The organism is Streptomyces sp. NPDC058307 (assembly GCF_042880295.1).
Classification (GTDB): domain Bacteria; phylum Actinomycetota; class Actinomycetes; order Streptomycetales; family Streptomycetaceae; genus Streptomyces.
The window spans coordinates 61,985-85,374 of the sequence record NZ_JBHVYZ010000004.1 but is presented as its reverse complement, the minus strand read 5'-3'; the positions used below and the strand labels follow the sequence as shown (position 1 = coordinate 85,374).

Annotated in this window: 24 protein-coding genes and 1 pseudogene; 10 read left to right on the top strand and 15 right to left on the bottom strand. The window is 70.1% G+C overall.

Annotation, left to right across the window (positions count from 1 at the left end; translation table 11 throughout):
• The first annotated feature begins 33 nt into the window (after positions 1-33).
• Positions 34-1,197: an FAD-dependent oxidoreductase gene (locus ACFVYN_RS04730; RefSeq protein WP_389992493.1), complete on the top strand. Its 1,164-nt coding sequence runs from the start codon at positions 34-36 to the stop codon at positions 1,195-1,197.
• On the opposite strand, the gene ACFVYN_RS04725 is transcribed toward ACFVYN_RS04730, so the two are convergent.
• On the bottom strand, positions 1,175-1,606 hold the full coding sequence (locus ACFVYN_RS04725) for a MarR family winged helix-turn-helix transcriptional regulator (RefSeq protein ID WP_389992490.1): 432 nt from the start codon (positions 1,604-1,606) through the stop codon (positions 1,175-1,177). The genes ACFVYN_RS04730 and ACFVYN_RS04725 overlap by 23 nt on opposite strands.
• Positions 1,607-1,711: 105 nt before the next feature.
• Between ACFVYN_RS04725 and ACFVYN_RS04720 the strand changes: the two genes are divergently transcribed.
• Positions 1,712-2,269 (top strand): phenolic acid decarboxylase, encoded by a 558-nt coding sequence (locus ACFVYN_RS04720; protein WP_389992488.1) that lies wholly within the window; start codon positions 1,712-1,714, stop codon positions 2,267-2,269.
• A 46-nt stretch (positions 2,270-2,315) separates the two neighbouring features.
• On the opposite strand, the gene ACFVYN_RS04715 is transcribed toward ACFVYN_RS04720, so the two are convergent.
• The 5 genes from ACFVYN_RS04715 to ACFVYN_RS04695 all read right to left on the bottom strand — a co-directional run bounded on the left by ACFVYN_RS04715 (position 2,316) and on the right by ACFVYN_RS04695 (position 6,631).
• On the bottom strand, positions 2,316-2,978 hold the full coding sequence (locus ACFVYN_RS04715) for a fasciclin domain-containing protein (protein ID WP_389992485.1): 663 nt from the start codon (positions 2,976-2,978) through the stop codon (positions 2,316-2,318).
• A gap of 85 nt (positions 2,979-3,063) precedes the next feature.
• Positions 3,064-4,665 carry a molybdopterin-dependent oxidoreductase gene (locus ACFVYN_RS04710; RefSeq protein WP_389992482.1) on the bottom strand — a complete coding sequence of 534 codons (1,602 nt, stop codon included), beginning with the start codon at positions 4,663-4,665 and terminating at the stop codon, positions 3,064-3,066.
• 120 nt (positions 4,666-4,785) lie between these two features.
• The gene (locus ACFVYN_RS04705; protein WP_389992479.1) at positions 4,786-5,538 is read right to left on the bottom strand and encodes an anti-sigma factor domain-containing protein; all 753 of its coding nucleotides are present in this window, start codon (positions 5,536-5,538) and stop codon (positions 4,786-4,788) included.
• The gene (locus ACFVYN_RS04700; RefSeq protein ID WP_389992476.1) at positions 5,535-6,119 is read right to left on the bottom strand and encodes a sigma-70 family RNA polymerase sigma factor; all 585 of its coding nucleotides are present in this window, start codon (positions 6,117-6,119) and stop codon (positions 5,535-5,537) included. Before ACFVYN_RS04700 ends, ACFVYN_RS04705 begins: the two co-directional genes overlap by 4 nt.
• 137 nt (positions 6,120-6,256) lie before the next feature.
• On the bottom strand, positions 6,257-6,631 hold the full coding sequence (locus ACFVYN_RS04695; protein ID WP_389992473.1) for a hypothetical protein: 375 nt from the start codon (positions 6,629-6,631) through the stop codon (positions 6,257-6,259).
• Between the two features lie 198 nt (positions 6,632-6,829).
• Here ACFVYN_RS04695 and ACFVYN_RS04690 point away from each other — a divergent pair, with 198 nt between their 5' ends.
• From ACFVYN_RS04690 to ACFVYN_RS04680, 3 genes are all read left to right on the top strand, one after another.
• Positions 6,830-7,300 carry an ATP-binding protein gene (locus ACFVYN_RS04690; protein WP_389992470.1) on the top strand — a complete coding sequence of 157 codons (471 nt, stop codon included), beginning with the start codon at positions 6,830-6,832 and terminating at the stop codon, positions 7,298-7,300.
• A gap of 93 nt (positions 7,301-7,393) precedes the next feature.
• Positions 7,394-7,984: an ECF RNA polymerase sigma factor SigK gene (gene sigK / locus ACFVYN_RS04685; protein ID WP_389992467.1), complete on the top strand. Its 591-nt coding sequence runs from the start codon at positions 7,394-7,396 to the stop codon at positions 7,982-7,984.
• Positions 7,984-8,733, top strand: coding sequence for an anti-sigma factor (locus ACFVYN_RS04680; protein WP_389992464.1), 750 nt, complete (start codon positions 7,984-7,986; stop codon positions 8,731-8,733). Before sigK ends, ACFVYN_RS04680 begins: the two co-directional genes overlap by 1 nt.
• Before the next feature lie 38 nt (positions 8,734-8,771).
• On the opposite strand, the gene ACFVYN_RS04675 is transcribed toward ACFVYN_RS04680, so the two are convergent.
• Positions 8,772-9,128, bottom strand: coding sequence for an ATP-binding protein (locus ACFVYN_RS04675; RefSeq protein ID WP_389992460.1), 357 nt, complete (start codon positions 9,126-9,128; stop codon positions 8,772-8,774).
• Between the two features lie 28 nt (positions 9,129-9,156).
• On the opposite strand from ACFVYN_RS04675, the gene ACFVYN_RS04670 reads away from it, so the two are divergent.
• Both ACFVYN_RS04670 and ACFVYN_RS04665 read left to right on the top strand, forming a co-directional pair.
• Entirely contained in the window at positions 9,157-10,008 is an 852-nt protein-coding gene (locus ACFVYN_RS04670; protein ID WP_389992457.1) for a helix-turn-helix transcriptional regulator, read from the top strand.
• 10 nt (positions 10,009-10,018) lie between these two features.
• Entirely contained in the window at positions 10,019-10,183 is a 165-nt protein-coding gene (locus tag ACFVYN_RS04665; RefSeq protein ID WP_389992454.1) for a DUF397 domain-containing protein, read from the top strand.
• Here the strand turns inward: ACFVYN_RS04665 and ACFVYN_RS04660 are convergent.
• A pseudogene (locus tag ACFVYN_RS04660) lies at positions 10,175-11,002 on the bottom strand (endonuclease/exonuclease/phosphatase family protein). The gene ACFVYN_RS04665 and the pseudogene ACFVYN_RS04660 sit on opposite strands and share 9 nt — an antisense overlap.
• 114 nt (positions 11,003-11,116) lie before the next feature.
• Here ACFVYN_RS04660 and ACFVYN_RS04655 point away from each other — a divergent pair.
• The 3 genes from ACFVYN_RS04655 (at position 11,117) to ACFVYN_RS04645 (ending at position 14,881) form a co-directional block, all read left to right on the top strand.
• On the top strand, positions 11,117-11,509 hold the full coding sequence (locus ACFVYN_RS04655) for a nitroreductase/quinone reductase family protein (protein ID WP_389992451.1): 393 nt from the start codon (positions 11,117-11,119) through the stop codon (positions 11,507-11,509).
• Between the two features lie 468 nt (positions 11,510-11,977).
• Entirely contained in the window at positions 11,978-13,408 is a 1,431-nt protein-coding gene (locus ACFVYN_RS04650) for a family 43 glycosylhydrolase (RefSeq protein ID WP_389992836.1), read from the top strand.
• Positions 13,409-13,429: 21 nt separating this feature from the next.
• Positions 13,430-14,881, top strand: a complete 1,452-nt coding sequence (locus ACFVYN_RS04645) for a family 43 glycosylhydrolase (RefSeq protein ID WP_389992448.1) — start codon at positions 13,430-13,432, stop codon at positions 14,879-14,881.
• A gap of 149 nt (positions 14,882-15,030) precedes the next feature.
• Here the strand turns inward: ACFVYN_RS04645 and ACFVYN_RS04640 are convergent, their stop codons facing one another.
• From ACFVYN_RS04640 to ACFVYN_RS04610, 7 genes are all read right to left on the bottom strand, one after another.
• A complete protein-coding gene (locus ACFVYN_RS04640; protein ID WP_389992445.1) occupies positions 15,031-15,567 on the bottom strand; it encodes a DUF3455 domain-containing protein in 537 nt (178 codons plus the stop codon).
• 133 nt (positions 15,568-15,700) lie between these two features.
• Complete coding sequence (locus ACFVYN_RS04635) at positions 15,701-17,158, bottom strand: aldehyde dehydrogenase family protein (protein ID WP_389992442.1); 1,458 nt, start codon at positions 17,156-17,158, stop codon at positions 15,701-15,703.
• The gene (locus ACFVYN_RS04630) at positions 17,155-18,885 is read right to left on the bottom strand and encodes an amidohydrolase family protein (protein WP_389992439.1); all 1,731 of its coding nucleotides are present in this window, start codon (positions 18,883-18,885) and stop codon (positions 17,155-17,157) included. The genes ACFVYN_RS04635 and ACFVYN_RS04630 overlap by 4 nt, the downstream gene beginning before the upstream one ends.
• Positions 18,886-18,899: 14 nt before the next feature.
• Positions 18,900-20,018 carry an LLM class flavin-dependent oxidoreductase gene (locus tag ACFVYN_RS04625; RefSeq protein ID WP_389992436.1) on the bottom strand — a complete coding sequence of 373 codons (1,119 nt, stop codon included), beginning with the start codon at positions 20,016-20,018 and terminating at the stop codon, positions 18,900-18,902.
• Between the two features lie 155 nt (positions 20,019-20,173).
• The gene (locus tag ACFVYN_RS04620) at positions 20,174-20,944 is read right to left on the bottom strand and encodes an SDR family NAD(P)-dependent oxidoreductase (RefSeq protein WP_389992433.1); all 771 of its coding nucleotides are present in this window, start codon (positions 20,942-20,944) and stop codon (positions 20,174-20,176) included.
• Positions 20,945-20,955: 11 nt separating this feature from the next.
• Entirely contained in the window at positions 20,956-21,870 is a 915-nt protein-coding gene (locus ACFVYN_RS04615; RefSeq protein WP_389992430.1) for an LLM class F420-dependent oxidoreductase, read from the bottom strand.
• Positions 21,870-23,102 carry an amidohydrolase family protein gene (locus ACFVYN_RS04610; RefSeq protein WP_389992427.1) on the bottom strand — a complete coding sequence of 411 codons (1,233 nt, stop codon included), beginning with the start codon at positions 23,100-23,102 and terminating at the stop codon, positions 21,870-21,872. Before ACFVYN_RS04610 ends, ACFVYN_RS04615 begins: the two co-directional genes overlap by 1 nt.
• Positions 23,103-23,390: the final 288 nt, after the last annotated feature.

Here is a 23,390-nt window from a genome sequence, read left to right as displayed (position 1 = left end):
GCCCGCCGACCCTGCGAACTCCCAGGAGTCACCATGACCACCACCCACGTCACGATCATCGGCGCCGGGCTCGGCGGCCTCACGCTCGCCCGTGTCCTGCACGTCCACGGCATCCCGTCCACCGTCTACGAGGCGGAGTCCTCGCCGACGGCGCGGGCGCAGGGCGGGATGCTCGACATCCACGACTACAACGGACAGCTCGCGCTGGAGGCTGCGGGCCTGATGGACGAGTTCCGCGGTCTCGTCCTGGAGGGGCGCGAGGCCACGCGGCTGCTCGACCGGGACGGGACGGTCCTGTTCGAGAAGGCCGACGACGGCACCGGCGACCGCCCCGAGGTGCAGCGCGGCGAACTGCGACAGCTCCTGCTGGACTCCCTCCCGCCCGGCACGGTCCGCTGGGGTCACAAGGTCGGCGGCACGCGTGCGCTCGGGGAGGGCCGCCACGAGGTGACGTTCGCCGACGGGACCTCGGTCGTCACCGAGCTGCTGGTCGGTGCGGACGGCGCGTGGTCACGGGTACGGCCGCTGCTGTCGGACGCGGTTCCCGAGTACACCGGCATGTCCTGCGTCGAGGTGTATTTGTACGACTCCGACACCCGGCACCCGGTCAGCGCGAAAACAGTCGGAGGCGGGGCGCTGTTCGTGCTCGCGCCGGGCAAGGGCTTCGTGACGCACCGGGAGAAGGGAGGCGACCTGCACACCTACGTGATGTTCGTCCGCCCGCAGGACTGGTTCGCGGACATCGACTTCACCGACTCCGCCGCGGCCACCGCGCGGATCGCGGCGGAGTTCGACGGCTGGGCCCCGGAACTCACGGCACTGATCACCGACGCCGACACCGCACCGGTCCTGCGTCCCCTCGTCGCCCTGCCCGTCGAGCACCGGTGGGAGCGGGTGCCGGGAGTGACGCTGATCGGCGACGCCGCCCATGTCGCCGCCCCGAACGGCGAGGGCGCCAACCTCGCCATGCTCGACGGCGCGGAACTGGCGCAGTCCCTGGCAGCCCACCGCGACGACCTCGAGACCGCGCTCGCCGAGTACGAGCGGGCGATGTTCCCCCGCAGCGCCGCAACCGCCACCGAGGGCACCGAGCTCTACGCCCTGATGTTCGGCGACAGCACACCACACGGCCTGATCAGCATGTTCACGGACGGCCCGGACGAAACCGGGAGTACTACTCGGCCTCAAGGACAGTGAGCAGCTCGGCGAGGGCGGGCAGGGCGTGTTCGATCGCCTCGCGGCTGTCCGGAGTCAGATCGGCCAGGGCGCGGTGCAGGGCGGCCGTGCTGGCGCGGTCGTAGGTGTGGAGCATCTCCAGTGCGGTGGGTGAGGCGGCGAGGCGGACGGTGCGCAGGTCGGTCGTCGAGGGTTCGCGCTCGACCAGGCCGGCGGTGGTCATGGTGCGGACGAGGTTGCTGATGGTGGACGGGGCCAGACGCAGCCGGTCGGCGGCCTGGCGGGGTGACAGCGGTCCGGCTTCGGCGAGTGCCCGGAGGAGTTCGATCTGGGCTTCGGGGAGGTCGGGGAGGTCGGCGGTGCGTCGGGTGCGCAGGATGGCCCGGCGCAGCGGGCCGACGAGGCGGCCGAACTCGGTGGCAGTGTCCATGGGATCGATTCTCCCGCACAGGTGATTTTGCCGCAAAATAGTTTTGTGGCAAAATGAAGTGGTCGGCCACGCCGCGCCGGCAGGCACCACCCAAGGAGGTCACCCATGACGACAAGCAACGGCACCACCGGCAACGGTGCCTTCCAGACCACTGTCGAGCAGCCCGTCCCCCCGCAGGACCTGTCCAAGATCGTCGGCCACCGCTTCATCTACACCTACGCCAACGGCTGGCAGTACGAGATGTACGTGAAGAACGACCACACGATCGACTACCGGATCCACTCGGGAATGGTCGGCGGCCGCTGGGTCAAGGACCAGCAGGTCGACCTCGTCCAGTTGGACGACGACAACTTCAAGGTCTCCTGGAACGAGCCCACCGGCACGTCAGTCGCGGTCGACGTCATGCCCGGCAAGCGGCGCCTGCACGGGGTGATCTTCTTCCCGCACTGGGTCGAGGAGCACGGTGAGCGCACCGTCTGCTTCCAGAACGACCACCTGGACGACATGCGCCGCTACCGCGACCAGGGGCCCACTTACCCGATCTACGTCGTCCCCGAGTTCGCGAAGATCACTCTCTTCGAGTACGTCGGCGCAGACGACGACTCCGTCATCTCCGCCGCCCCCGGCGACCTTCCGGCCGGCTGGTCCGACCGCACCAACTGAAACCGGCGGGGTACCACTCGTGTGGCACCCCGCCGATGACGCCGCGTCAGCTGGTGGGCATGAGGACGCTGTCGATGATGTAGACGGTGGCGTTGGCGGTCTGGACGTTGCCGCAGACCACCTTGGCGGAGCCGTTGACGGTGTAGGACTCGCCGGAACCGGAGGCCATGACCTTCGACTTCTCCAGGGTGTCGAAGGAGCCCTTCTCCAGGTCCTTCGGGGTGAGCTTCTGGCCCACGACGTGATAGGTGAGGATCTTGGTGAGCTGGGCCTTGTCGCCCAGGACCTTGTCCAGGGTGGCCTTGGGGATCTTCGCGAAGGCGTCGTTGGTCGGCGCGAACACCGTGATGTTCTGGGCGTTGTTGAGGGTGTCGACCAACCCCGCCTTCTTCACCGCGGTGACCAGCGTGGACAGGGCCGGGTTGTTGGAGGCGGCCGTGGCGACCGGGGCCTGGGCCATGCCGTCGAAGGAACCGGCACCGGTCGCGGGCACCGACGAACAGGCCGAACCGAACGGCTTGTCCACGGCGGTGCTGCTGCCGGAGCCGGCCATGCCGTCGTCCGACGCGGAGGCCGACGCCTTCGACGAGGAGTCCGACTTGGTCGACTTGGTCGAGTCGGAGCCGCTGTCGGAGCAGGCACTCAGGGCCAGGGGCAGGACGGCCGCGGCGGCCAGGGTCACGGCGGTACGGCGAATACGGGTGTTCATGGTGTTTCTCCTGTGGGTTGGGGCAGCCCGAGCTGCCTCGACATGGGAAAGGGGAAAGTGGTTCGGATGGTCGGTCGGCGGGTGGTCAGTCGACGGTCACGACCACGGAGTGCCATCCGCTGGCGCCGTCGGGGATGGTGCGGGCGCGTTTCTCGGTCTGCACCGCGCCGGTGCGGTCGGTGGCGCGCACGGTGAGGGTGTGGCCGCCCTTGGCGGCCCGCCAGGGGAAGGTCCACTGGCGCCAGGTGTCGGCCGTGTCCTCGGTGGCGAGCCTGGCCTGCTGCCAGGGGCCGTCGTCCACGCGGACCTCGACCTTGTCGATGCCGCGGTGCTGGGCCCAGGCGACGCCGGCGACCATCACCGTGCCGGCCCCGGGCCGTGCGAACGGCTTGGGCGTGTCGATGCGCGATTCCGTCTTGATGGCTGCCTTGCGGGCCCAGCCGCGCTTGACCCAGTAGGGGTCGTAGGTGGCGAACGTGGTGAGCTCGATGTCCTTGATCCACTTGCAGGCGGAGACGAAGCCGTACAGCCCGGGCACCACCATGCGGACCGGGAAGCCGTGGGCGAAGGGCAGGGGTTCGCCGTTCATACCGAGGGCGAGGAGGGCGTCGCGGCCGTCCATCACGTCCTCGACCGGGCTGCCGATGGTCATGCCGTCCACGGAACGGGCGACCAACTGGTCGGCGGGGCCACCCTTCGAGGGCGGCTTCACCCCGCACTCGGCCAGCAGATCGGCCAGGCGTACGCCGATCCAGCGGGCGTTGCCGACGTAGGGGCCGCCGACCTCGTTGGAGACACAGGTCAACGTGATGTCCCGTTCGACGAGATCACGGCGCAGGAGATCGTCGTACGAGAGCGTGACGGGACGGGTGACGCCCTTGCCGTGGATCCGCAGTTTCCAGGTGGTCGCGTTCACCTTGGGCACCACGAGGGCGGTGTCGACTCGGTAGAAGTCCGCGGTGGGCGTGGTGAACGGGCTGAGGCCGGGGATCCGCGGTCCCGCGCCCTTCGGCACGACCCGGGCGGGGGATGCGGGTGCGGGAAGCACCGCGTTCCGCCGGGAGGCGACCGCGTCCCGGCCGCCGGCTCCGGTCAGGGACCGGCCCAGCAGACCGGCTCCCGCCGAGGCCACGGCCGCCGTGCCCGCCGCGATCACGAAGCCGCGGCGGTCCCAGTCCCCGCCGGACGGGACCGCCGGGGACGTGTGGGGTTCGGTGCGGGGTTGGAGGCGGCCCGTGAGCAGGTACAGGAGTACGGCTCCGGCGACGGCCCCGGCCACCGAGGGCAGCGCGTCCGTGACGCTGGTCGAGTCGGGCCTTCCGGTCGCCGCGAGCGCTCCCACGGCCCCGAACAGCAGCAGACCGGCCGCGGCCGTGCGGCGGAACCACAGCCCGAGAATTCCCAGGGACACCGCGAAAAGCGCGAGGGCCGCGAGAATTCCCAGCTGGAGAACCAGTTTGTCGTCGGTGCCGAAATTCCGGATCGCCCAGTTCTTGACCGCGGCGGGCGTGCGGTCGATCGCGGCGCCGCCGACGGCGACGACGGGACCGGCCTGCTGGCGGACCGCACCTGCCACGGCCTCGGCGACCGCGAGCGCCGCACACCCGGCCAGCGCACCGCTGAGCGCGCCCAGCAGCAGCCGCACCGGACGGGTCCGGCGGTGGGTTTTCTTCTGGTTCTCGGTCACGTGGGTAATCCGGTTCTGAAAGCCCGCCGGATTGGCCGAATCCACGATCGGATGAATTTTCTTTTCCCACCCATCCGCGCCCGCTTCGGCTACGGATTACCTATAAAACCCTGGTCGCGCTCAGCCGGGAAAGGCCATCAGGGCGATCGGCGTGGTGGTGGGCTGTTTCGAGCCGCCGTCGGGTTCGACGGTGATACCCATGCCCGAGGCCCGGTCGACGCCGCCCCGCATCAGGACGGCCTGGTCGCTGCGGTCGGGGTCCATCAACCCGGCGGACCGCATGGTCCCACCGTCGTCGAACCAGAGTTGGTAGACCTTGCCGCCGGGCGGACGGGCCATTCCCGAGACGACGAACACGGCTCTGTCCCGGCGGTGGGAGACGACGACCGTACCGGTGGCACCGCCGGCCAGGCCGGCGGCCCGGGTCCTGGCGTCCGGCGCCGCCAGTACGGCGGCGATCTCGTCGGACGTCCGGGACACCTGGCGCGCCTGGTCGCGGGCGTCCGCAGCCCGCTGGTGCTGCCACACGGTCGTCCCGCCGAGCGCCGCGGCCGCGGCGAGGCAGGCGGCGAGCGCCCACCGGGACAGCAGCCGGGCCCTCAGCCCGGCGCGCACCGGGACGATCCGGGCGGACGTGCCGGGTGAATCCTGGCGGACGGTGGTGATCCGGCGCAGCACCTGCTCGCGCAATGCCGACGCCGGAGTCGTGGCGACGGCCAGTCCCAGGCGGGCGGCTGTCGCGCTCAGCTCGGCCGTCTCCTGCGTGCAGGATGCGCAGTCCACGAGGTGCCGTTCGAACGAGGCGTTCTCGTTGTCGGACAGGGCGTGCAGGGCGTATGCGCCTGTCAGCCGGTGCAGGTCGGTGGTAGTCACGCGGTCACCCCCAGGCAGTCGCGCAGCCGGATCAGTCCGTCGCGCAGGCGGGTCTTCACGGTCCCCAACGGGAGTCCCAGCGCCTCGGCGACCTCGCGGTAGGTCAGCCCGCGGTAGTAGGCGAGAGTCACGGACTGGCGCTGGAGGTCGGTCAGCGTGCGCAGGCAGCGCCGTACCTGTTCCCGCTCCAGGCGTGCCTCGACGTGCTCGGCCACCTCGTCGTACTCCGGCACCTTGTCGAGCAGTGCGGCCTTGTGGTCCCGGGCCATCGCGGCGTCCACCGAACGGATCCGGTCCACCGCCCGTCGGTGCGCCAGGGTGAGGATCCAGTTCACCGCGGTCCCGCGGTCGGGACGGTAGCGGGGAGCTGTGCGCCACACCTCCACCAGGACCTCCTGGGCCACCTCCTCCGACTGCGCGTGATCCCGCAGCACGGCACGCACGACACCCAGCACCGGGCCCGCCACGCGGTCGTACACGCCCGCGAACGCGCCCTCGTCCCCCAGTGCCACCTGCTCCACGAGTTCCTGCAGATCGGGCCCTACCGAGGGGTTTCTGTCGATATGTACAGCTTTTTTCACCGAGGGCCTCCACCGTCGGGACATGTCCAGACGTAATCCGTTCCCGCAGGACACATGGATTGGTCACGCCCGTGACGAATCGGCTCACGGGTGCAGCCCGCCGACTGTGGCCGACGGGCTGCACGCGGGCTGTGAGGTCACTTGTGGTCGCAGTCCCAGTGCCCCTTCACCCAGTAGTGGTGCCAGTGTCCGTGGACGTAGACCCACGTGAAATGGCGGTCGTAGGACCAGTAGCCCTCGTGCCACATGCCGTGCTTGTCGTAATGGCCCTGGTGCCAGGTCTTGGTGTACTGGACCTTCTTCTCCCAGTGGCCCTTGACCCACTCCTTGGCCCAGTGCCCCTTGACCCACTCGCACTGGTCGTGGTGGTCCCCGACCAGCGCCGTGGACACGGTCGAGGGCGCCGGCGCGGCCACGGCCGTGCCCGTCAGGCCCAGGGCGGCGCCGCCGGCCAGCAGCCCGGTGGCAGTCGCACCGGCCACCAGTCGGCGGACTCGCGTGGATACAGCCATGAAGGCTCACCTCATCCTTCGAAGTCGATTGCATTGGCACAAGGGGTTCGAGGCACGCAGGCCCGCGTATGACTTACGGCCGGAGAAAACTTCATCCGGGAAGCGGGGCATGCGACGTCACCAGGAGTCATCCACGGCCGGAGCGGCATCGAATCCCTGGCGAAGCCGCGTCACTGCCCATCGCTCAAGGGACCGGTCATGACCACCGTCGCCACGCCACTCATCGCTACGCCACTCATCGCCACGCCACCCGCCCACAGCACCGATACCGGTCACCGTGTCGCGCTGGCCCGCAGCCGTCACGCTCCTGAGGTCGCCCGAAGGATCACCGCGCGGTGGCTGGCCGCGCGCGGCGTGTCTCCCTGCTCGGCGCCCGACGTACTGCTCATCGTCTCGGAGCTGGTCACCAACACCCTGCGTCACACCAGCGGCACCTGCACTCTCACGCTCACCGCCCACGCCACCACGGTCGGCGTCACCGTCACCGACACCAGCACCCGGCTCCCGAGGATGCGGTCGGATCCGGCGGCGAACGAGGACGGCGGGCGCGGTCTGGCGCTGCTGTACGGCATGGGAGTCCGGCTCACCGTCACCCCGACCCTCCGGGGCAAGGCGGTTAAGGCCACTTACGACCTCGGCGGTGAAGCACCCCATGACCTCGTGGAGTGAGCGTGCTGAGCTGGATGAGGGCCCTGGGCTGCGGGCTCATGCCGTGGGGCGCACGATCGATCGGGACGAGCACGTCGACGGAACGTGAGAACCATGCCCAGCACAGCCCATGAGGAGTCATCCGAACCGCCTGCCGACGACGCCCAGAACGTCGAGGCACTGCTGGTCCGGGTCGCGGACGGTGACAAGGACGCGTTCACCGGCGTGTACGAGGCGCTGGCACGCCCCGTCATGGGGCTGGCCTGCCGCATTCTGCACGACCCGGCACAGGCGGAGGAGGTCACGCAGGAGGTGATGGTCGAGGTCTGGCGCACGGCCCGGCGCTACCGGCCCGAACGCGGGAGTGCCAAGGGCTGGGTGCTCACCCTCGCCCATCGCCGGGCGGTGGACCGGGTCCGTTACGCACAGGCGGCAACACAGCGCGAGCGCCGTGCGGATGCCGTGCTCGCGGGCCGCGAGCACGACGAGGTGGCCGAGGCCGTGGAAGACGACGACGAACGCCGGCGCGCCCAGGAGTGCATGGCCCGGCTCGCCCGTATGTACCGGGTCCCCCTCGTGCTGGCCTACTACCAGGGGCTGACCTACGTCGAAGTGGCGGCCGCCCTGTCCACACCGGCCGGCACCGTCAAGTCCCGGATGCGCACCGGGCTGCGCCTGCTGCGCGACTGTCTGGAGGCCCGGTGATGACCACCGAGGAAGTCCCGCACCAGCTGGTCGGCGCCTACGTCCTGCACGCTCTCCCCCCGAACGAGACAGCCGCCTTCGAACGGCACCTCGACGGCTGCCACGCCTGCCGGCGCGAAGTGGCCGAACTCGCCGAAGCAGCAGCCCGCCTCGTGCCCACCCCCGCCGAGGACGCTGCCGTACCGGCCGACCTCCTCGGCCGCGTCCTGGACGACATCGGCCGGACCCCGCAGGAACACGCGCTTACCGGCCGGGCACCCGGCCGACGTAGGAGACGCCTCACGTCCTGGGCCCTGGCCGCGAGCCTCGCTGCCGTTGCCACGTTCGGCGGGATCGCCGCCTGGCAGGCCGTCCAGGCCGATGACGCCCGCGACCAGGCGACCGCACTGCAGAGCAGAAACAACGCATTGGCCGGCGTGCTCACCGCACCTGACGCCACCCTGCACACCACGAAACTGGCCGACGGCGGCTCCGCCACCGTCATCGTCTCCCGCGCCGCCGACCGGGCCGCCTTCGTAGCCGCGGACCTGCCCGCTCTCAGCGCCGACGAGGTCTACGAACTCTGGTACGCGGCTCCCTCGGGCGACCTCCGTCCAGCGGGCCTCCTGCCGGGAACCGGAGACCGCTCCGCCCGTGTTCTGGACCGACCGCTCGGCCGGACGGTGGCCGTCGGCATCACCGTCGAACCGGCCGGCGGATCCCACCGGCCCACGACCGAACCCCTCGGCATCATCCCCGTCGGCTCCTAGCACGGGAGCCCCGAGAAGCGGCGGCGGCATCGCCCCGTTCACCATGACTTCCCTCCGCTCCCGCACTCCGCCCACAGCAGCTTCCCGCCCTTCGACGCGCCCAGTTGCCGCAGTACCGAGACGCCCGTCGCGTCCGCGCAGGCCCGTACCAGGTGCAGGCCGCGGCCGTTCTCGGCGTCCGGGGCGGCGGGGGGTTTGTCGGTCGTGAAGCCGGGTGGGACCCGGGGGTCCGTGTCCCAGACGGCTACCCGCACCCGTCCCGGGGACGGTGACAGGAGGCGGAAGGCCTTCGTGTGGCAGTGCGCGTTCGCCAACAGCTCTGCCGCGAGGAGCTCCGCGGCGGGGGTGGCGCCTGAGCAAGACGGCGTATTTCCCTCGTGTGAGTGACGGCTCATGGAACGCGCGTCCGGGAGGAGTTCACCCATGCCCGCCAGACCCCCGCTGACGGCCCGCCGCCTCCGGGTCGCCGCGGAGCTGCGCAAGATGCGGGAGCGGTCGGGAATGACGGCGACCGAGGCCGCGCGCACACTCGGTACGAGCCAGGGACAGCTCAGCAACGTGGAGTCCGGCCGGTTCGGGGTGAGTCCCGAACGGATCCGGGCACTGGCCGGCATCTACTCCTGCCCGGACCCGGCCTTCGTGGAGGCCCTGGTCGCCATGGCGACCGACAGGACCTTCGGCTGGTGGGAGTCGTACCGCGAGGTCCTGCCGTCCGGACTACTCGACCTCGCCGAACTGGAGCATCACGCCACTGCCATACGCACCGCGTACACCTCCCACATGCCCGGACTGCTCCAGACCGCCGACCACGCGCGCGAGATCTTCCGGCACGTCATCCCGGAGCCCGCGCCGCCCGAGATCGAGCACCGCGTCTCGCACCGGATCAAGCGGCAGGGCCTCCTCTACGGCGCGGATCCGACGCCGTATCGCACGACCGTGCACGAGGCGGCTCTGCACATGCGGGTCGGCGGCCGGGACGTGGCTCGTGCCCAGTTGCGCCATCTGCTCGACATGAGCGAGCAGGAGCACATCACGATCCGTGTGCTGCCGTTCGACGTCGGCGCCTTTCCCGGATCAGGACAGTCCATCAACTACCTGTACGGGCCCGTGCCGCAGCTCGACACCGCGCAACTCGACCAGTTCCACGGGCCCGTGCTCCTGGATGCCGAGGCCCTTCTGACGAAGTACCGGAACCTGCTCGACATCGTGGAAGCCACCGCCCTCAGTCCCGAGAAATCCCGGGATCTGATCCATTCCATCGCCCAGAACCTGTGAGGGAGCCGACATGATCACGGACCGTTGGCAGAAGTCGTCCTACTGCCAGGAAGGCGACGCCTGCGTCCATATATCCACCGACCCCGACAACGTCCACATCACGGACTCCGACGCCGCCCAAACCATCGTCACCGTCAGCCACGGCGCCTTCGCCGCCCTGGTGAAGTCACTCTGACCCGTCCGCCAGGTCCGCCACGACCGCCGCGTGGTCCGACGGCCAGACCCCGTCGACCGGACCGTCGCCCGCGCGCCGGACGCCCAGGACGTGGCCCAGCCCCGTCGCCCCCGGCGGGCCCACGTGGATGTAGTCGATGCGGACCGGCGGGGCCACGCGGACGTACGGGTTGGCCGGGTCCCAGGTCGCCGAGGGGGCCGTAGGATCCGCGTACTCCCAGGCGTCCAGGAAGAGTTGGTCCGGGGCGGCCGGGGCCGTCTTGTAGCCGCCGAAGAGACGGATCTCGTCGGAGTCGGGCCGGGCGTTGAAGTCGCCGGTGACGACGGGCGGGAAGTCGGTGCCCGACCGGTGCTCCGCCACGAACTCCGCCAGCGCCGTGACCTGTCGGCAGCGGATCGCCGAGGCGGTCGGGGCGGAGGTGAGGTGGGTGGTGAAGAAGGGGATGTCGTACGACGGTCCCGCGAGCCTGGTGTGGAAGGCGAGGCGCCCGTCGTCCAGCGCTTCGGGGGCGGGGAGCCGGAGAACCGCCTGGTCGACCACCGGCCAGCGGCTCAGTACCGCGTTGCCGACCTCCACCCCTGGGTCACCGATCCGCCGCTGCCAGCGCTCCGAGGCGGGGGAGGCGGCCCACGCCCAGTGCAGGCCCAGCTCACCGGCGAGCCACTCCGCGAGGTTCCCGCCACCCGGGCCGTCGGCCGACCACACCTCCTGGAGACCGACCACATCCGGCCGCAGCTCCCGCAGCACCGCCAGGATCGCCTTCTAGCGTTCCTCCCACGGGCCGAAGCGCCACCAGAGGTTCCAGGTCACCACACGCATCGCCGACACCCTTCGTCCGCCCGGCCGACCCTGAGATCATCGGGGCCACCGGTCGGGTTACGGAAGACCGGAAGGAAGACCGCACGAAGCCCAGAGACAGGAGTCTCACCACCCATGTCCGCCAATCCGGAGAGCAAGTACCGGGCCGTCACGGCCCTTCAGCGCCGCTTCAACCCGATCATGCGCCGACTGCCCCTCCAGACGGTCCTGGAGACCACCGGCCGCACCTCGGGCCTGCCCCGCAGGACCCCGGTCGGCGGCAAGCGGATCGGCGGGTCCTTCTGGCTGGTCTCCGAGTTCGGCGAGCGGTCGCAGTACGTCCGCAACATCAAGGCCGATCCGCGGGTCCGGGTGCGCGTCCGGGGGCGGTGGCACACCGGGACCGCCCATCTCATGCCGGACGACGACACCGCCGTACGACTGCGCTCGCTGCCACGGATGAACAGCGCGGCGGTACGGGCCATAGGGGTCGGTCAGTTGACCGTGCGAGTGGATCTGGACCATTGAATCCTCCCCTTCCTGAAGGGAAGGTCCGCACACGGCGCAGGTGTAGGTGCGCTCACCCACGCGCCAGGAACTCCGGCGGAAATCCTCGACAGCGGCGGCGTCGAAAGAGAGGTACTCCAGCAGGACGAACCGGACGATCACGCCGTCGGCCGATCCCGGGGAGGTCTGACGACCAAGGTCCATCCTGAAAGGAGAACGTCAGAGCCCCAGCCCGCCCACGACCGACAACTCCTGTTTGGAGAACTCCCCCGTATCTCGGTCCGATCCGCGGGTTGAAGTCCCGCAGGTGAAGTGCATGTGACGAAACCGTTGACGGAATCATTGCCCCCGCTTATCTTCTGACCGAATTTACGAACAACGTTCGAAAATTACGGACAGGGACGGTCCCGCATGCCAAAGATGTCAGAGCAGCCCCCCGCCAGACGCCACAGGTCCCTCATCCTGTGCGTGCTCGCCGTACTGATCGCCATGGTGTCGGCGACGACCCCGGCCACCGCCGCCGAGGGCCGCCCGTACACCAACCCGATCAAGTCGCAAAAGGGAGCCGACCCGTGGCTTGAGTACTACAACGGCAACTACTACCTGGTCACCACGTCCTTCACCGGTGTGCTGACCATGCGGAAGTCGCCGACCCTGGCGGGACTCTCCACGGCCGCCAGCGTCCAGATCTGGAGTGACACCACCTCCACCCGCAACACCAACATCTGGGCGCCGGAGATCCACTTCTTCGACGGCCACTGGTACCTGTACTACTCCGCGGCGCAGAGCGGCGTCGCCTGCTGCGACTCCCAGCGCACCCACGTCCTGGAGAGCGCAGGCACCGACCCGATGGGCCCGTACACCTACAAGAACCAGCTCAGCGGCTCCAACCTCACCCCCGGCGGCTGGCTCATCGACGCCACCGTCCTCAAGGCCAACAACAGCCTGTACCTGATCGGCAGCGGCTTCATCAACGGCAGCAAGCAGAGCCTGGTCATCGCGCCGATGAGCAACCCGTACACGCTGGCCAGCAGCACCTTCACCATCATCTCCAGCCCCACCGCGAGCTGGGAGACCTCGGGCGCCGCGGTCAACGAGGGCCCGGAACCGCTGTACCACGACGGCCGCATCTTCCTCACCTTCTCCGCCAGCTACTGCCAGACCGCGGACTACAAGCTGGGCCAGCTGGAACTGACCGGCACCGACCCGCTGAACCCCGCCTCCTGGACGAAGAAGTCCACGCCGGTCTTCCAGCGCGATGACGCGGCGAGCGTCTACGCCCCCGGCCACAACGGCTTCTTCACCTCGCCGGACGGCACCGAGAACTGGATCGTCTACCACGCCAACGACACCGCGAACGGCGGCTGCGGCAACGGTCGTACGACGCGGGCGCAGAAGTTCACCTGGAACGCGGACGGCACGCCGAACTTCGGCACCCCGGTCGCGCTCGGCACCACGCTGCCCGGCCCCTCGGGCGAGACGGCGACGACCCCGACCGCGTACACCCTGGTGAACCGCAACAGCGGCAAGTGCCTGGACGTGGAGGGCGGCAACACCACGGACGGCACCAACATCTTCCAGTGGAGCTGTACCGGCGGCGCCAACCAGAAGTGGCGCGTCGAGGACCTCGGCAACGACACCAGCCGGCTGGTCAACGTCGCCACCGGCAAGGTCATGGACACCGCGAACTGCGCGACGGCCGACGGCACGGACATCGCCCAGTGGTCCTGGCTGAACAACAACTGCCAGAAGTTCCGCCTGGTCTACACGGCCACCGGTGACTACGTGCGGATCGTGAACGAGAACAGCGGCAAGGTCGCCGACGTCGCCAACTGCGGCACCACGAACGGGACCGACGTACGGCTGTGGACCTGGCTGAACAACAACTGCCAGCAGTGGCGCCTCGTCCCCACGACCTGACCCGTGATCTGGAGCAACCCCTTGAGACGCAACGCCGTACGGCTGCTCGCCGCCGTCCTCTTCGCCCTGGTGGGCTGTCTCGCCGGGCCCGGCACCGCCGCCCACGCGGCCGTGCCCGACTCACCCGCCGTGACCTACACCAACCCGATCGCCGAGAAGCGCGCCGACCCGCACATCTTCAAGCACACCGACGGCTACTACTACTTCACCGCGACCGTCCCCGAGTACGACCGCATCGTGCTACGCCGCGCGACCACCATCCAGGGCCTGTCGACGGCCCCGGAGACCACGATCTGGACCAAGCACGCCAGCGGCGTGATGGGCAACCACATCTGGGCGCCGGAGATCCACTTCATCGACGGCAAGTGGTACGTGTACTTCGCCGCCGGCTCCACCAGTGACCAGTGGGCGATCCGGATGTACGTCCTGGAGGGCACCGGCGCCAACCCGCTCACCGCGACCTGGGCCGAGAAGGGCCAGATCAAGACGACGTGGGAGAGCTTCTCCCTCGACGCCACCACCTTCGTCGTGGGCGGTGTCCGCTACCTCGCCTGGGCCCAGCGCAACCCGGCCGAGAACAACAACACCAGCCTGTTCATCGCGAAGATGGCCAACCCCTGGACCCTCACCGGCACTCCGGCGGAGATCTCCCAGCCCACACTGTCCTGGGAGACGGTCGGCTACAAGGTCAACGAGGGTCCGGCGGTGATCGAGCACGGCGGCAAGGTCTTCATGACCTACTCGGCCAGCGCGACCGACGCCAACTACTGCCTCGGCATGCTGACCGCCTCGTCGACGGCCGACCTGACCAGCCCGGCGTCGTGGACCAAGGGTGCGCAGCCGGTGTTCAGGACGAGCGAGGCGACCTCGCAGTACGGTCCGGGCCACAACTCCTTCACCGTCTCCGAGGACGGCAAGTCCGACGTCCTCGTCTACCACGACCGCGGCTACAAGGACATCACCGGCGACCCGCTGAACGACCCCAACCGCCGCACCCGCGTGCAGAAGGTGTACTGGAAGGCCGACGGCACCCCCGACTTCGGCATCCCGGTCGCCGACGGAGTCACCCCGCAGCGCTTCTCGTCGTACAACTTCGCGGACCGCTTCATCCGCCACTTCGACTACCGCGGCCGCATCGACGCCAACGTCAGCCCGCTGGCGGACTCGCAGTTCCGTGTGGTCACCGGCCTGACCGGCAGCGGCACCGTGTCGCTGGAGTCCACCAACTTCCCCGGCTACTACCTGCGGAGCAACGCGAGCTTCGAGGTCCGGCTGGAGAAGAACGACGGAACGGCGCAGTTCGCGACCGACGCCACCTTCTCCAAGCGGGCGGGGCTGTCCGACTCGGCCGGCGTCTCCTACGAGTCCTACGGCTCACCAGGCCGCTACGTCCGCCACTTCAACTACCTGCTGTACGTGCAGACACCGAGCACGGCCACGGACCGGGCGGACGCCACGTTCTACGCCCAGTAACACCTGCGGACGGCTCTCACCGGGGCCGCGGACCGGTGGCGAAGGCAGCCTCGAAAGGGGCGCTCGTCGACCAGGACGCGGCCCTGGGGTGCAGGCGGCGGCCCCGCGTGGCGGAAGCCGCCGCCGTGCCGCTCAGAGACTCACCCGTGTCACTTCGCCGGCTTGTAGAAGGCGTACGTCGCCGTGTACGCCACGCTCACCTGGTCCGTGCCGGTGCAGGGGGTGGCCGGGGCCACACCGCCGGTGGTGTTCAGGCGCTGTATGTAGGAGACGCCCGCGAAGACGCCCGCGCCGCGGGTCGCGGTGGCCTGGAGCAGGAGCTCGGGGATGGTGCCGGTCCTGGGGGAGTTGGCGATCGCGGCGGCGTTCACCGCGCTGCCGTCCACCGTGGAGACCCAGACGGGGCCACGGGAGTGCAGGGCGACCGTGCGGCCTCTGCGGTCCGACAGGGTGGCGGCCGGCTCCAGGAGCTTCCAGGCACCGTCGGTGCAGGTGTACGTCTGTACGCCCCGGGCGGGGTACACGCCGGTGAGCTTGTTGCCGTCGGGCACCTTGAGTGCCGCGGGGGCCTTCACGGGCTTGAGCGCCGCATCGGCGGGGGCCGCGTTACCGGCGGTCGTCCCCAGGAAGGCGGTCGCGGCGGCGAGGGCCGCGGTGGTCAGGACGAGTTGTTTCGTGAGCTTCAAGTCGGTGCTCCGGAAAGGTTCTTGACTGGTCTTCAGTTCAGCGACATCGATGTCGCCGCCCCCGGTCCGGGACTCTACGGGCCCACCCGAGGGTTACCGGCCAGTTGGCCGAACCTCGTCCAGAGAACCCGCCTCACCCCGGCCAGACGATCGACTGCACCTCGCTGTAGGCGTGCAGCGCGTACGAGCCGCAGTCCCGTCCGACCCCGCTGCTGCGGAAGCCGCCGAACGGCGCCTCCATGTTGCGGCCGACCGTGTTGATCCCGACTCCCCCGGCCCGCAGCCGCCGTGCGACGCGGAAGGCGCGGGCCACGTCCGCCGACCAGACGTAGTCGATGAGGCCGTAGTCGCTGTCGTTGGCGAGCGCGATGCCCTCCTCCGCGTCGTCGAAGGGTGTCACGGTCACGACGGGTCCGAAGATCTCCTCGCGGACCACCCGCATCTCCGGGCCACAGCCCGCGAGGAGGGTCGGGGCGACGTAGAACCCGCGGTCGTACGAGGGGCGTTCGCCGCCCGCGACCACCTCGGCGCCCTCCTTGCGGCCGAGTTCGACGTACGACTCCACCCGCTCCCGGTGCGCGGCCGAGATCACCGGGCCGACGACGGTGTCCGGCTCCCGTGGATCCCCGACCTTCAGCCGCCCGGCGTACGCGGTCAGCCTCTCCACCAGCCGCTCGTACACCGCCCGCTGGGCCAGCACCCGGGTCGGCGCCGTGCAGATCTGTCCGCTGTAGAAGGAGAACGTCGTGCCGATGCCGGCGACCGCCGACCCGAGATCCGCGTCCTCGAAGACGACCGCCGCGCCCTTTCCGCCCAGCTCCATCAGCTGCCGCTTCATGGACCGCCCGCACACCTCGCCGATGCGCTGTCCGACCGCGGTGGAGCCGGTGAAGCTGACCATGTCGACGTCGGGTGAGTCGACGGCGGCCTCGCCGACCTCCACCGCGCGCCCGCTGACCACGTTCACGACCCCGCGCGGCACCCCGGCGGCCTCCAGCGCCTCCGCCATACGGTAGACGGACAGGGGGTCCTGCGGAGCGGGCTTCACGACCACCGTGTTGCCCATGGCGAGCGCGGGGGCGATCTTGCCCGCCGGGTTCGCCCAGGGGTTGTTGTACGACGTGATGCAGGTGACGACGCCGACGGGCTGCCGGACGGCCAGCGCGCCCATCACCGCGGCCCTCCCCATCGGTCCGGCCTCGTTGATCTGCGGCGGGATCGCCCACTCGGCGGGCTCGACCTGGGCGTACCGGCGGAAGCGGGCGGCGGCGACGCCGACCTGCATCGCGCGGGCCGTGGCTGTGGTCGCGCCGGTCTCGGCCTGCGCGAGTTCGGCGTACGGGGCCAGGCGGGAGCGGATGAGATCGGCGGCGCGGGCGAGGATCGCCGCCCGCTCCCCCGGCGCCATGCGCGACCACGGACCGAAGGCCTCGCGAGCCGCGGCACAGGCCGCGTGCACCTGATCCCGCGAGGCCTCCGGAGCCCACCCGACGGTCTCCTCGCCGGCCGGGTCGACCACGGCGTAGTGCCCGCCGTCCGGCACCACCCACTCCCCGCCGACGAACAGCCGTTGCTCCTCCGCCGTACTCACCTGGTGCTCACCGTCCGGGTGTCCCGTCCCGACCGCAGCACGCGGCCCGGTACGGCCCCGCTCACCACGTCGTCCCGGATCGCCTCGACGCCGTTGACCCACACGGCCCGTATCCCGATCGCCTTGGAGTCCAGCCGCGGACTGTCGCCCGGCAGGTCGTGCACCAGGGTGGCCGTGCCCGCGGCGATCCGCTCCGGGTCGAAGAGCACGAGGTCCGCATGGAAGCCCTCCTCGATCCGCCCGCGCTCCCGCAGCCCGAACAGCTGGGCCGGGTCGTCGGTGAGCATCTTCACGGCCTGCTCCAGAGACGTCAGCTTCCGGCCGCGCAGACAGTCCCCGATGAAGCGGGTCGTGTACGGCGCCCCGCACATCCGGTCCAGATGCGCGCCCGCGTCGGACCCGCCGAGCAGCACGTCCTCGTGCTGCCAGGCCTCGGCACGCATCGCCCAGGACGCCGGGTCGTTGTCGGTGGGCATGGGCCACAGGACCGTACGCAAGGAGTCGGCCGCGCAGATCTCGACCAGCGCGGCGAACGGCTCCTGCCCGCGCTCGGCCGCGATGTCCTCCACGACCCGCCCGCTGAGCCCGCGGTTCGCCTCGTTGTAGGTGTCCCCGATGACGTACCGCCCGAAGTTGGTCAGCCGCCGGAAGACGCCCGCCTCCTTGGCCTGGGACTGCCGGAGCAATTCCTTCTGTACGTCCGGATCGCGGAGCTTCTCGATCCGCTCGGGGACGGGGAGCGCGAGGACCGGGCCCCACCCGGGGATCAGGTTCAGCGCGCAGAAGGTGCCCAGGGACATGTTCATGGGCGTGAGGATCGGCATGGTGAGGGCCACGACCCGGCCGCCCGCCTTCCTCGCCTGCTCGCTCGCGAACAGCTGCCTCGGCACCCGCTCCGGTACGGAGGAGTCGATGGTCAGCACGTTCCAGTTCAGCGGCCGTCCCGCCGCCGCGCTCATCTCCACGAACAGATCGATCTCGGCGTCGCTGAACTGGTCGAGGCACCCGGCGACGATCGCCTCGATCTGGGTCCCCTCGTGCTCCGCGACGGCCCGGGACAGCGCAAGGAGTTCGGCGGGCAGCGCGTGCCGGGACGCCACCGGCTTCCCGTCCCCGTCGGAGTGCGTGGAGGACTGGGTGGTGGAGAACCCCCAGGCGCCGGCGTCCATGGCCTCGTGGAACAGCCGCAGCATCTCGGCCAGTTGCTCCTCGGACGGCTGCCCGCCGACCGCGTCCGGCCCCATGACGTACCGCCGCAGCGCGCAGTGCCCCACCATGAAACCGGCGTTGACCGCGATCCGGCCTTCGAGGGCGTCCAGGTACTCCCCGAAGGAACTCCAGCTCCAGGGCGCCCCCTCCTCCAGGGCGACCAGGGACATCCCCTCGACCTTGGACATCATGCGGCGGGTGTAGTCGGCGTCGTCGGGGCGGGCCGGGTTCAGCGGCGCCAGCGTGAAGCCGCAGTTCCCGGCGGCGACCGTGGTGACGCCGTGGTTGAGGGAGGGGGTCGCGTACGGGTCCCAGAACAGCTGGGCGTCGTAGTGGGTGTGGGGGTCGACGAACCCGGGGGCGAGGACGAGCCCCGTGGCGTCCTCGCCGGTACGGGCCTCTTCCGCGACGGTCCCCACGACAGCGATACGACCGTCCCGGATGCCGACGTCGGCGGTGAAGGCGGGCGCCCCGGTCCCGTCGACGACGGTCGCACCTCTGATGACGTGATCGAGCATGGAACCGAACCCCCTCAGACGGATTCGCGGAACCGGGTGGTCCGATGCACCGGATCCGTGTCGATCTTCGGGATCACGTGCTCCCCGATGAGCCGGATCGTCTGCAGCGTCTCCTCCTTCGGCACCCCCACCGGCAGCCCGAAGCTCAGCTGGTCCGCCCCGGCCTGCTCCCACCGCTTGCACTGGCGGACCACCTCGTCCGGGTCCCCGCAGATCAGCAGCTCCTCCTCGATGAGCAGCTCGACGAACTCCGCGGTGTACTCGGGCAGGGTCTCCGGCCAGACGGGGAACCCCTCGGGCCGCGGGAAGGTGTCGTGGTACCGGAAGACCAGGGACGGCAGGTAGTGCAGGTCACCGCGTACGGCGATGTCGATCGCCTCGGCGTGTGTCGGCGCGCAGATCGCCGTCGTCGTCACCATCACGTTGTCGTTGACGAAGTCCCCGATGGGCTCGGCGTCGACCACCGCCGTCTTGTACTGCTCCAGGACCCACTCCATGTCGGAGACCTTCTGCACGCTGAAGCCCAGCACCCCGAGCCCCTTGCGGGCGGCCATGGCGTACGACGGCGGCGACCCGGCGGCGTACCACATCGCGGGGTGCGACTTCCCGTACGGCTTCGGCAGGACCTTGCGCGGCGGCAGCTGCCAGTGCTTGCCCTGGAAGCCGGTGTACTCGTCCTGGAGCCACATCTTGGGGAACTCCGCGATGGTCTCTTCCCAGATCTCCTTGGTGTAGTTCATGTCGGTCACCCCGGGGATGAACCCGAGGATCTCGTGCGACCCGGCCCCGCGCCCGCTGCCGAACTCGAAGCGGTTGCCGGTGAGATGGTCGAGCATGGCCACCTTCTCGGCGACCTTCACGGGGTGGTTGACCTGGGCGAGCGGGTTGAAGATGCCCGAGCCGAGGTGGATCCGTTCCGTCGCGTGCGCGAGGTAGCCGAGGAAGACGTCGTTGGCGGAGAGGTGCGAGTACTCCTCCAGGAAGTGGTGCTCGGACGCCCAGGCGTACTTGAAGCCGGACCGGTCCGCCTCGATGACGTACTCGGTCTCCTCCATCAGCGCCTTGTGCTCGGCCAGCGGGTCGGTCTCGGCGCGCTTGCCCACGTATCCCTGTACAAAGACCCCGAATTCCAAGGAGGTTCACCGTCCCCAGTCTGTCTCTGACACTCCTGTTTCTGACACTCCGTCAGATTCCTGATCTGCCGCCGACTGTGGCACCGGGCGCATACAGCGTCAATAGCTGACGGCCAGTCAGATGACTGCGGTGGCTTCAGATGACCGCGATGGGTTCAGATGACGGAGACCCCGGCGAGCCAGCCGCCGTCGATCACGATCGGCTGGCCGGTGATGTACGAGGAGTCGGCGGACGTCAGGAACAGGGCCAGCGCCGCCACCTCCTCCGGCCGCCCGATCCGCCCGAGCGGTACGAGCTTGCGGTAGAACCGGTCGAGCCCCCGGGAGGCCTCCTCGCTGTCCGCGGACGGGTCCAGGACGGCCGGGTTGGACATCGCGGTGTCGACGGCCCCGGGGCACATGGCGTTGACCCGGATGCCGCGCGGCGCCAGCTCCAGCGCGGCGACCCGGGTGAGCCCGAGGATCGCGTGCTTGGAGGCCGCGTAGGCGCCCACGCCCGCCATCCCGGTCACCCCGGTGTAGGAGGCCGTGTTGACGATCGTGCCCCCGTCGGACAGGACCGGCCCGACGCTCCTGATGCCGAGGAAGCAGCCGACCTGGTTGACGTTCACGATCTGCATGAACTCGTCGAGGGGGGTGTCCAGGAGGGAGTTGAAGCGCAGGATGCCGGCGTTGTTGACGAGCCCGTCGACGCGCCCGTACTCCTCGACGGCGGCCCGGGTCGCCCGCCGCCAGTCGGCCTCCTGGCTCACGTCCAGGTGGACGTACAGCGCCCCGATCTCCTCGGCGAGCGCCTTCCCCTGCTCGTCGAGCACATCGCCTACGACGACCTCGGCGCCCTCCTCCCGGAACAGCCGGGCCTCCTGCTCGCCCTGCCCGCGTGCCGCGCCGGTGACGAGGACGACACGTCCGTCCAGCTTGCCCATGCGGTGACTCCTCAGAGGTGGGGGGCGATGTCGGCGCCGAACGCCGAGATCTGGTCGGTGAGTTCGGTACGGCCGCGGCTGCGGAAGCGCACCTGGAGCTGGTCCACGCCCATCGCGCGGTAGGCGCGCAGGGACTCCGCGAGTTCGTCGGGGCCGCCGCTGAGCGTGCGGCGGCCGACGTCCCACGTGGGTGCGCCGAGGTGGAGCGGCTCGGCGATGGCCCCGACGGTGAACGGTCCTTCGCGGCCCGCCTGTGCCCGCAGGCGCCGTAGCCGCTCGATCTGCGCGGGCAGCCGGTCGCGGGGGTCGCCCTGGGGCAGCCATCCGTCGCCCTTGAGGGCGGCCCGGCGCACGGCGGCCGGAGAGGACCCGCCGACCCACACCGGAACGCGGGACTGCGCGGGACGGGGACGCTGGCCGAGTCCCTCGAAGTCGTAGAGCTTGCCGTGGTGTTCGGGGAACTCCTCGGGCCCGAGGGCGGTGCGCAGGGCGTCGATCGACTCGTCGAGGACGGCCCCGCGCCCGGCGAAGTCGACGCCGAGCGCCTCGAACTCCTCCCGCACATGGCCCGCGCCGACCCCGAGGATCAGCCGGCCGCCGCTGAGATGGTCGAGGGTGGCGTACTGCTTGGCGGTGATCAGGGGGTGCCGCAGTCCGACCACCGCCACGTGGCTCAGCAGCCGGACGCGTTCCGTCACGCCCGCGAGGTGGGCGAGGGTGGCGACCGGGTCGTACCAGACCGTGCTCATGGCGGGGGCGAGGCGGCGCGGGATCGCCACGTGGTCGCAGGCGGCGATGTACGCGAACCCGGCGCGGTCGGCGGCCCGGGCCACCTCGACGAGGTCCTCCGGACCGGCGCCGGCCTCCCAGGGCTCGGCGTAGATCGTGCTCTGGGACTGGACGGGGAGCTGGATGCCGTACTCCATCACTTCGGGCCGCCCCAGAGGCCGTCCGGGGTGAGACCGAGCAGCTCGATGGCGTTGCCGCGGACGATCCGCTCGACCACGTCGGGGTCCAGGTGCCCCATCTGGGCCTCGCCGACCTCGCGGGACTTGGGCCAGGTGGAGTCGGAGTGGGGGTAGTCGGTCTCGTACAGCACGTTCCCCACACCGATCGCGTCGAGGTTCTTCAGCCCGAAGGCGTCGTCGAAGAAGCAGCCGTAGACGTGCTCGGTGAAGAGTTCGGACGGCGGGCGGTGGACCTTGTCGGCGACGCCGCCCCAGCCGCGGTTCTCCTCCCACACCACGTCCGCGCGCTCCAGGATGTAGGGGATCCAGCCGATCTGGCCCTCGGCGTACATCACCTTGAGGTTCGGGAAGCGCTCGAACTTGCCGCTCATCAGCCAGTCGACCATCGAGAAGCAGCAGTTGGCGAAGGTGATGGTGGAACCGACGGCGGGCGGGGCGTCGGCGGACGTGGAGGGCATACGGCTGCTGGAGCCGATGTGCATCGCGATGACCGTGCCGGTCTCGTCACAGGCGGCGAGGAAGGGGTCCCAGTCGTCGGAGTGGACGGAGGGCAGGCCCAGGTGCGGGGGTATCTCGGAGAAGGCGACGGCGCGGACGCCGCGGGCGGCGTTGCGGCGGACCTCCGCGGCGGCCAACTCGGCGTCCCAGAGGGGGATCAGGGTGAGCGGTATGAGCCGGCCCTGCGCCTGCGGGCCGCACCACTCCTCCACCATCCAGTCGTTGTAGGCCTGGACGCAGAGCAGGCCCAGTTCGTGGTCCTTGGCCTCGGTGAAGGTCTGGCCGCAGAAGCGCGGGAAGGTCGGGAAGCACACGGCGGACTGGACGTGGTTGACGTCCATGTCGGCGAGGCGGGCGGGGACGTCGTACGAGCCCGGGCGCATCTGCTCGTAGGTGATGACCTCCAGCTTGATCTCGTCCCTGCTGTAGCCGACCGCGGTGTCGAGGCGGGTGAGGGGGCGCTGGAGTCCCTCGTACAGCCACCAGTCGCCGAGGGGTCCGTCGTCGTCCGGGGCGCCCATCACGGGCTTGAAGCGGCCGCCGAGGAAGCTGATCTCCTTGAGCGGGGCGCGGACCGTGCGGGGGCCGGTGTCGAGGTACTTCTTCGGGAGCCGGTTCTGCCAGACGTCGGAGGGCTCCACCGTGTGGTCGTCGACGGAAATGATCTTCGGAAGTGCCGTCGTGGTCTCCATGGCGCTCACGGTAGCGCCGATCTGACGACCCGTCAGCTGTGTGAACGGGGGCCGATGGGGACGGTTCCTGTGCGGAAGTGTGCGAGGGGCGGGTGAGGGGCTTGTGCCATCCCGCGCGTCCTCCTGTGATCAGCCTCTCCACAGCTGACGCATCCGCCGTGGACAAGGCAGACTGACGGGGTTGTAAACAGGCCCGAGGGGGACGGCGATGAACGGTGCACCGCGAGTACCGGAACAGAGACGTCCCGGCTCCTCGACGGGGGCCGGGGAGGACAAGGGGTCGGTGGT

Excerpts from the sequence above, each read along its gene's own strand:
- ACFVYN_RS04670 (WP_389992457.1), top strand. The coding sequence starts at position 9,157 with ATGCCCGCCAGACCCCCGCTGACGGCCCGCCGCCTCCGGGTCGCCGCG.
- ACFVYN_RS04610 (WP_389992427.1), bottom strand. The coding sequence starts at position 23,102 with ATGGAGACCACGACGGCACTTCCGAAGATCATTTCCGTCGACGACCAC.
- sigK (WP_389992467.1), top strand. The coding sequence starts at position 7,394 with ATGCCCAGCACAGCCCATGAGGAGTCATCCGAACCGCCTGCCGACGAC.
- ACFVYN_RS04690 (WP_389992470.1), top strand. The coding sequence starts at position 6,830 with ATGACCACCGTCGCCACGCCACTCATCGCTACGCCACTCATCGCCACG.
- ACFVYN_RS04655 (WP_389992451.1), top strand. The coding sequence starts at position 11,117 with ATGTCCGCCAATCCGGAGAGCAAGTACCGGGCCGTCACGGCCCTTCAG.
- ACFVYN_RS04665 (WP_389992454.1), top strand. The coding sequence starts at position 10,019 with ATGATCACGGACCGTTGGCAGAAGTCGTCCTACTGCCAGGAAGGCGAC.
- ACFVYN_RS04725 (WP_389992490.1), bottom strand. The coding sequence starts at position 1,606 with ATGGACACTGCCACCGAGTTCGGCCGCCTCGTCGGCCCGCTGCGCCGG.
- ACFVYN_RS04720 (WP_389992488.1), top strand. The coding sequence starts at position 1,712 with ATGACGACAAGCAACGGCACCACCGGCAACGGTGCCTTCCAGACCACT.
- ACFVYN_RS04630 (WP_389992439.1), bottom strand. The coding sequence starts at position 18,885 with ATGCTCGATCACGTCATCAGAGGTGCGACCGTCGTCGACGGGACCGGG.
- ACFVYN_RS04620 (WP_389992433.1), bottom strand. The coding sequence starts at position 20,944 with ATGGGCAAGCTGGACGGACGTGTCGTCCTCGTCACCGGCGCGGCACGC.
- ACFVYN_RS04615 (WP_389992430.1), bottom strand. The coding sequence starts at position 21,870 with ATGGAGTACGGCATCCAGCTCCCCGTCCAGTCCCAGAGCACGATCTAC.
- ACFVYN_RS04730 (WP_389992493.1), top strand. The coding sequence starts at position 34 with ATGACCACCACCCACGTCACGATCATCGGCGCCGGGCTCGGCGGCCTC.
- ACFVYN_RS04650 (WP_389992836.1), top strand. The coding sequence starts at position 11,978 with ATGGTGTCGGCGACGACCCCGGCCACCGCCGCCGAGGGCCGCCCGTAC.
- ACFVYN_RS04680 (WP_389992464.1), top strand. The coding sequence starts at position 7,984 with ATGACCACCGAGGAAGTCCCGCACCAGCTGGTCGGCGCCTACGTCCTG.
- ACFVYN_RS04675 (WP_389992460.1), bottom strand. The coding sequence starts at position 9,128 with ATGAGCCGTCACTCACACGAGGGAAATACGCCGTCTTGCTCAGGCGCC.
- ACFVYN_RS04695 (WP_389992473.1), bottom strand. The coding sequence starts at position 6,631 with ATGGCTGTATCCACGCGAGTCCGCCGACTGGTGGCCGGTGCGACTGCC.
- ACFVYN_RS04715 (WP_389992485.1), bottom strand. The coding sequence starts at position 2,978 with ATGAACACCCGTATTCGCCGTACCGCCGTGACCCTGGCCGCCGCGGCC.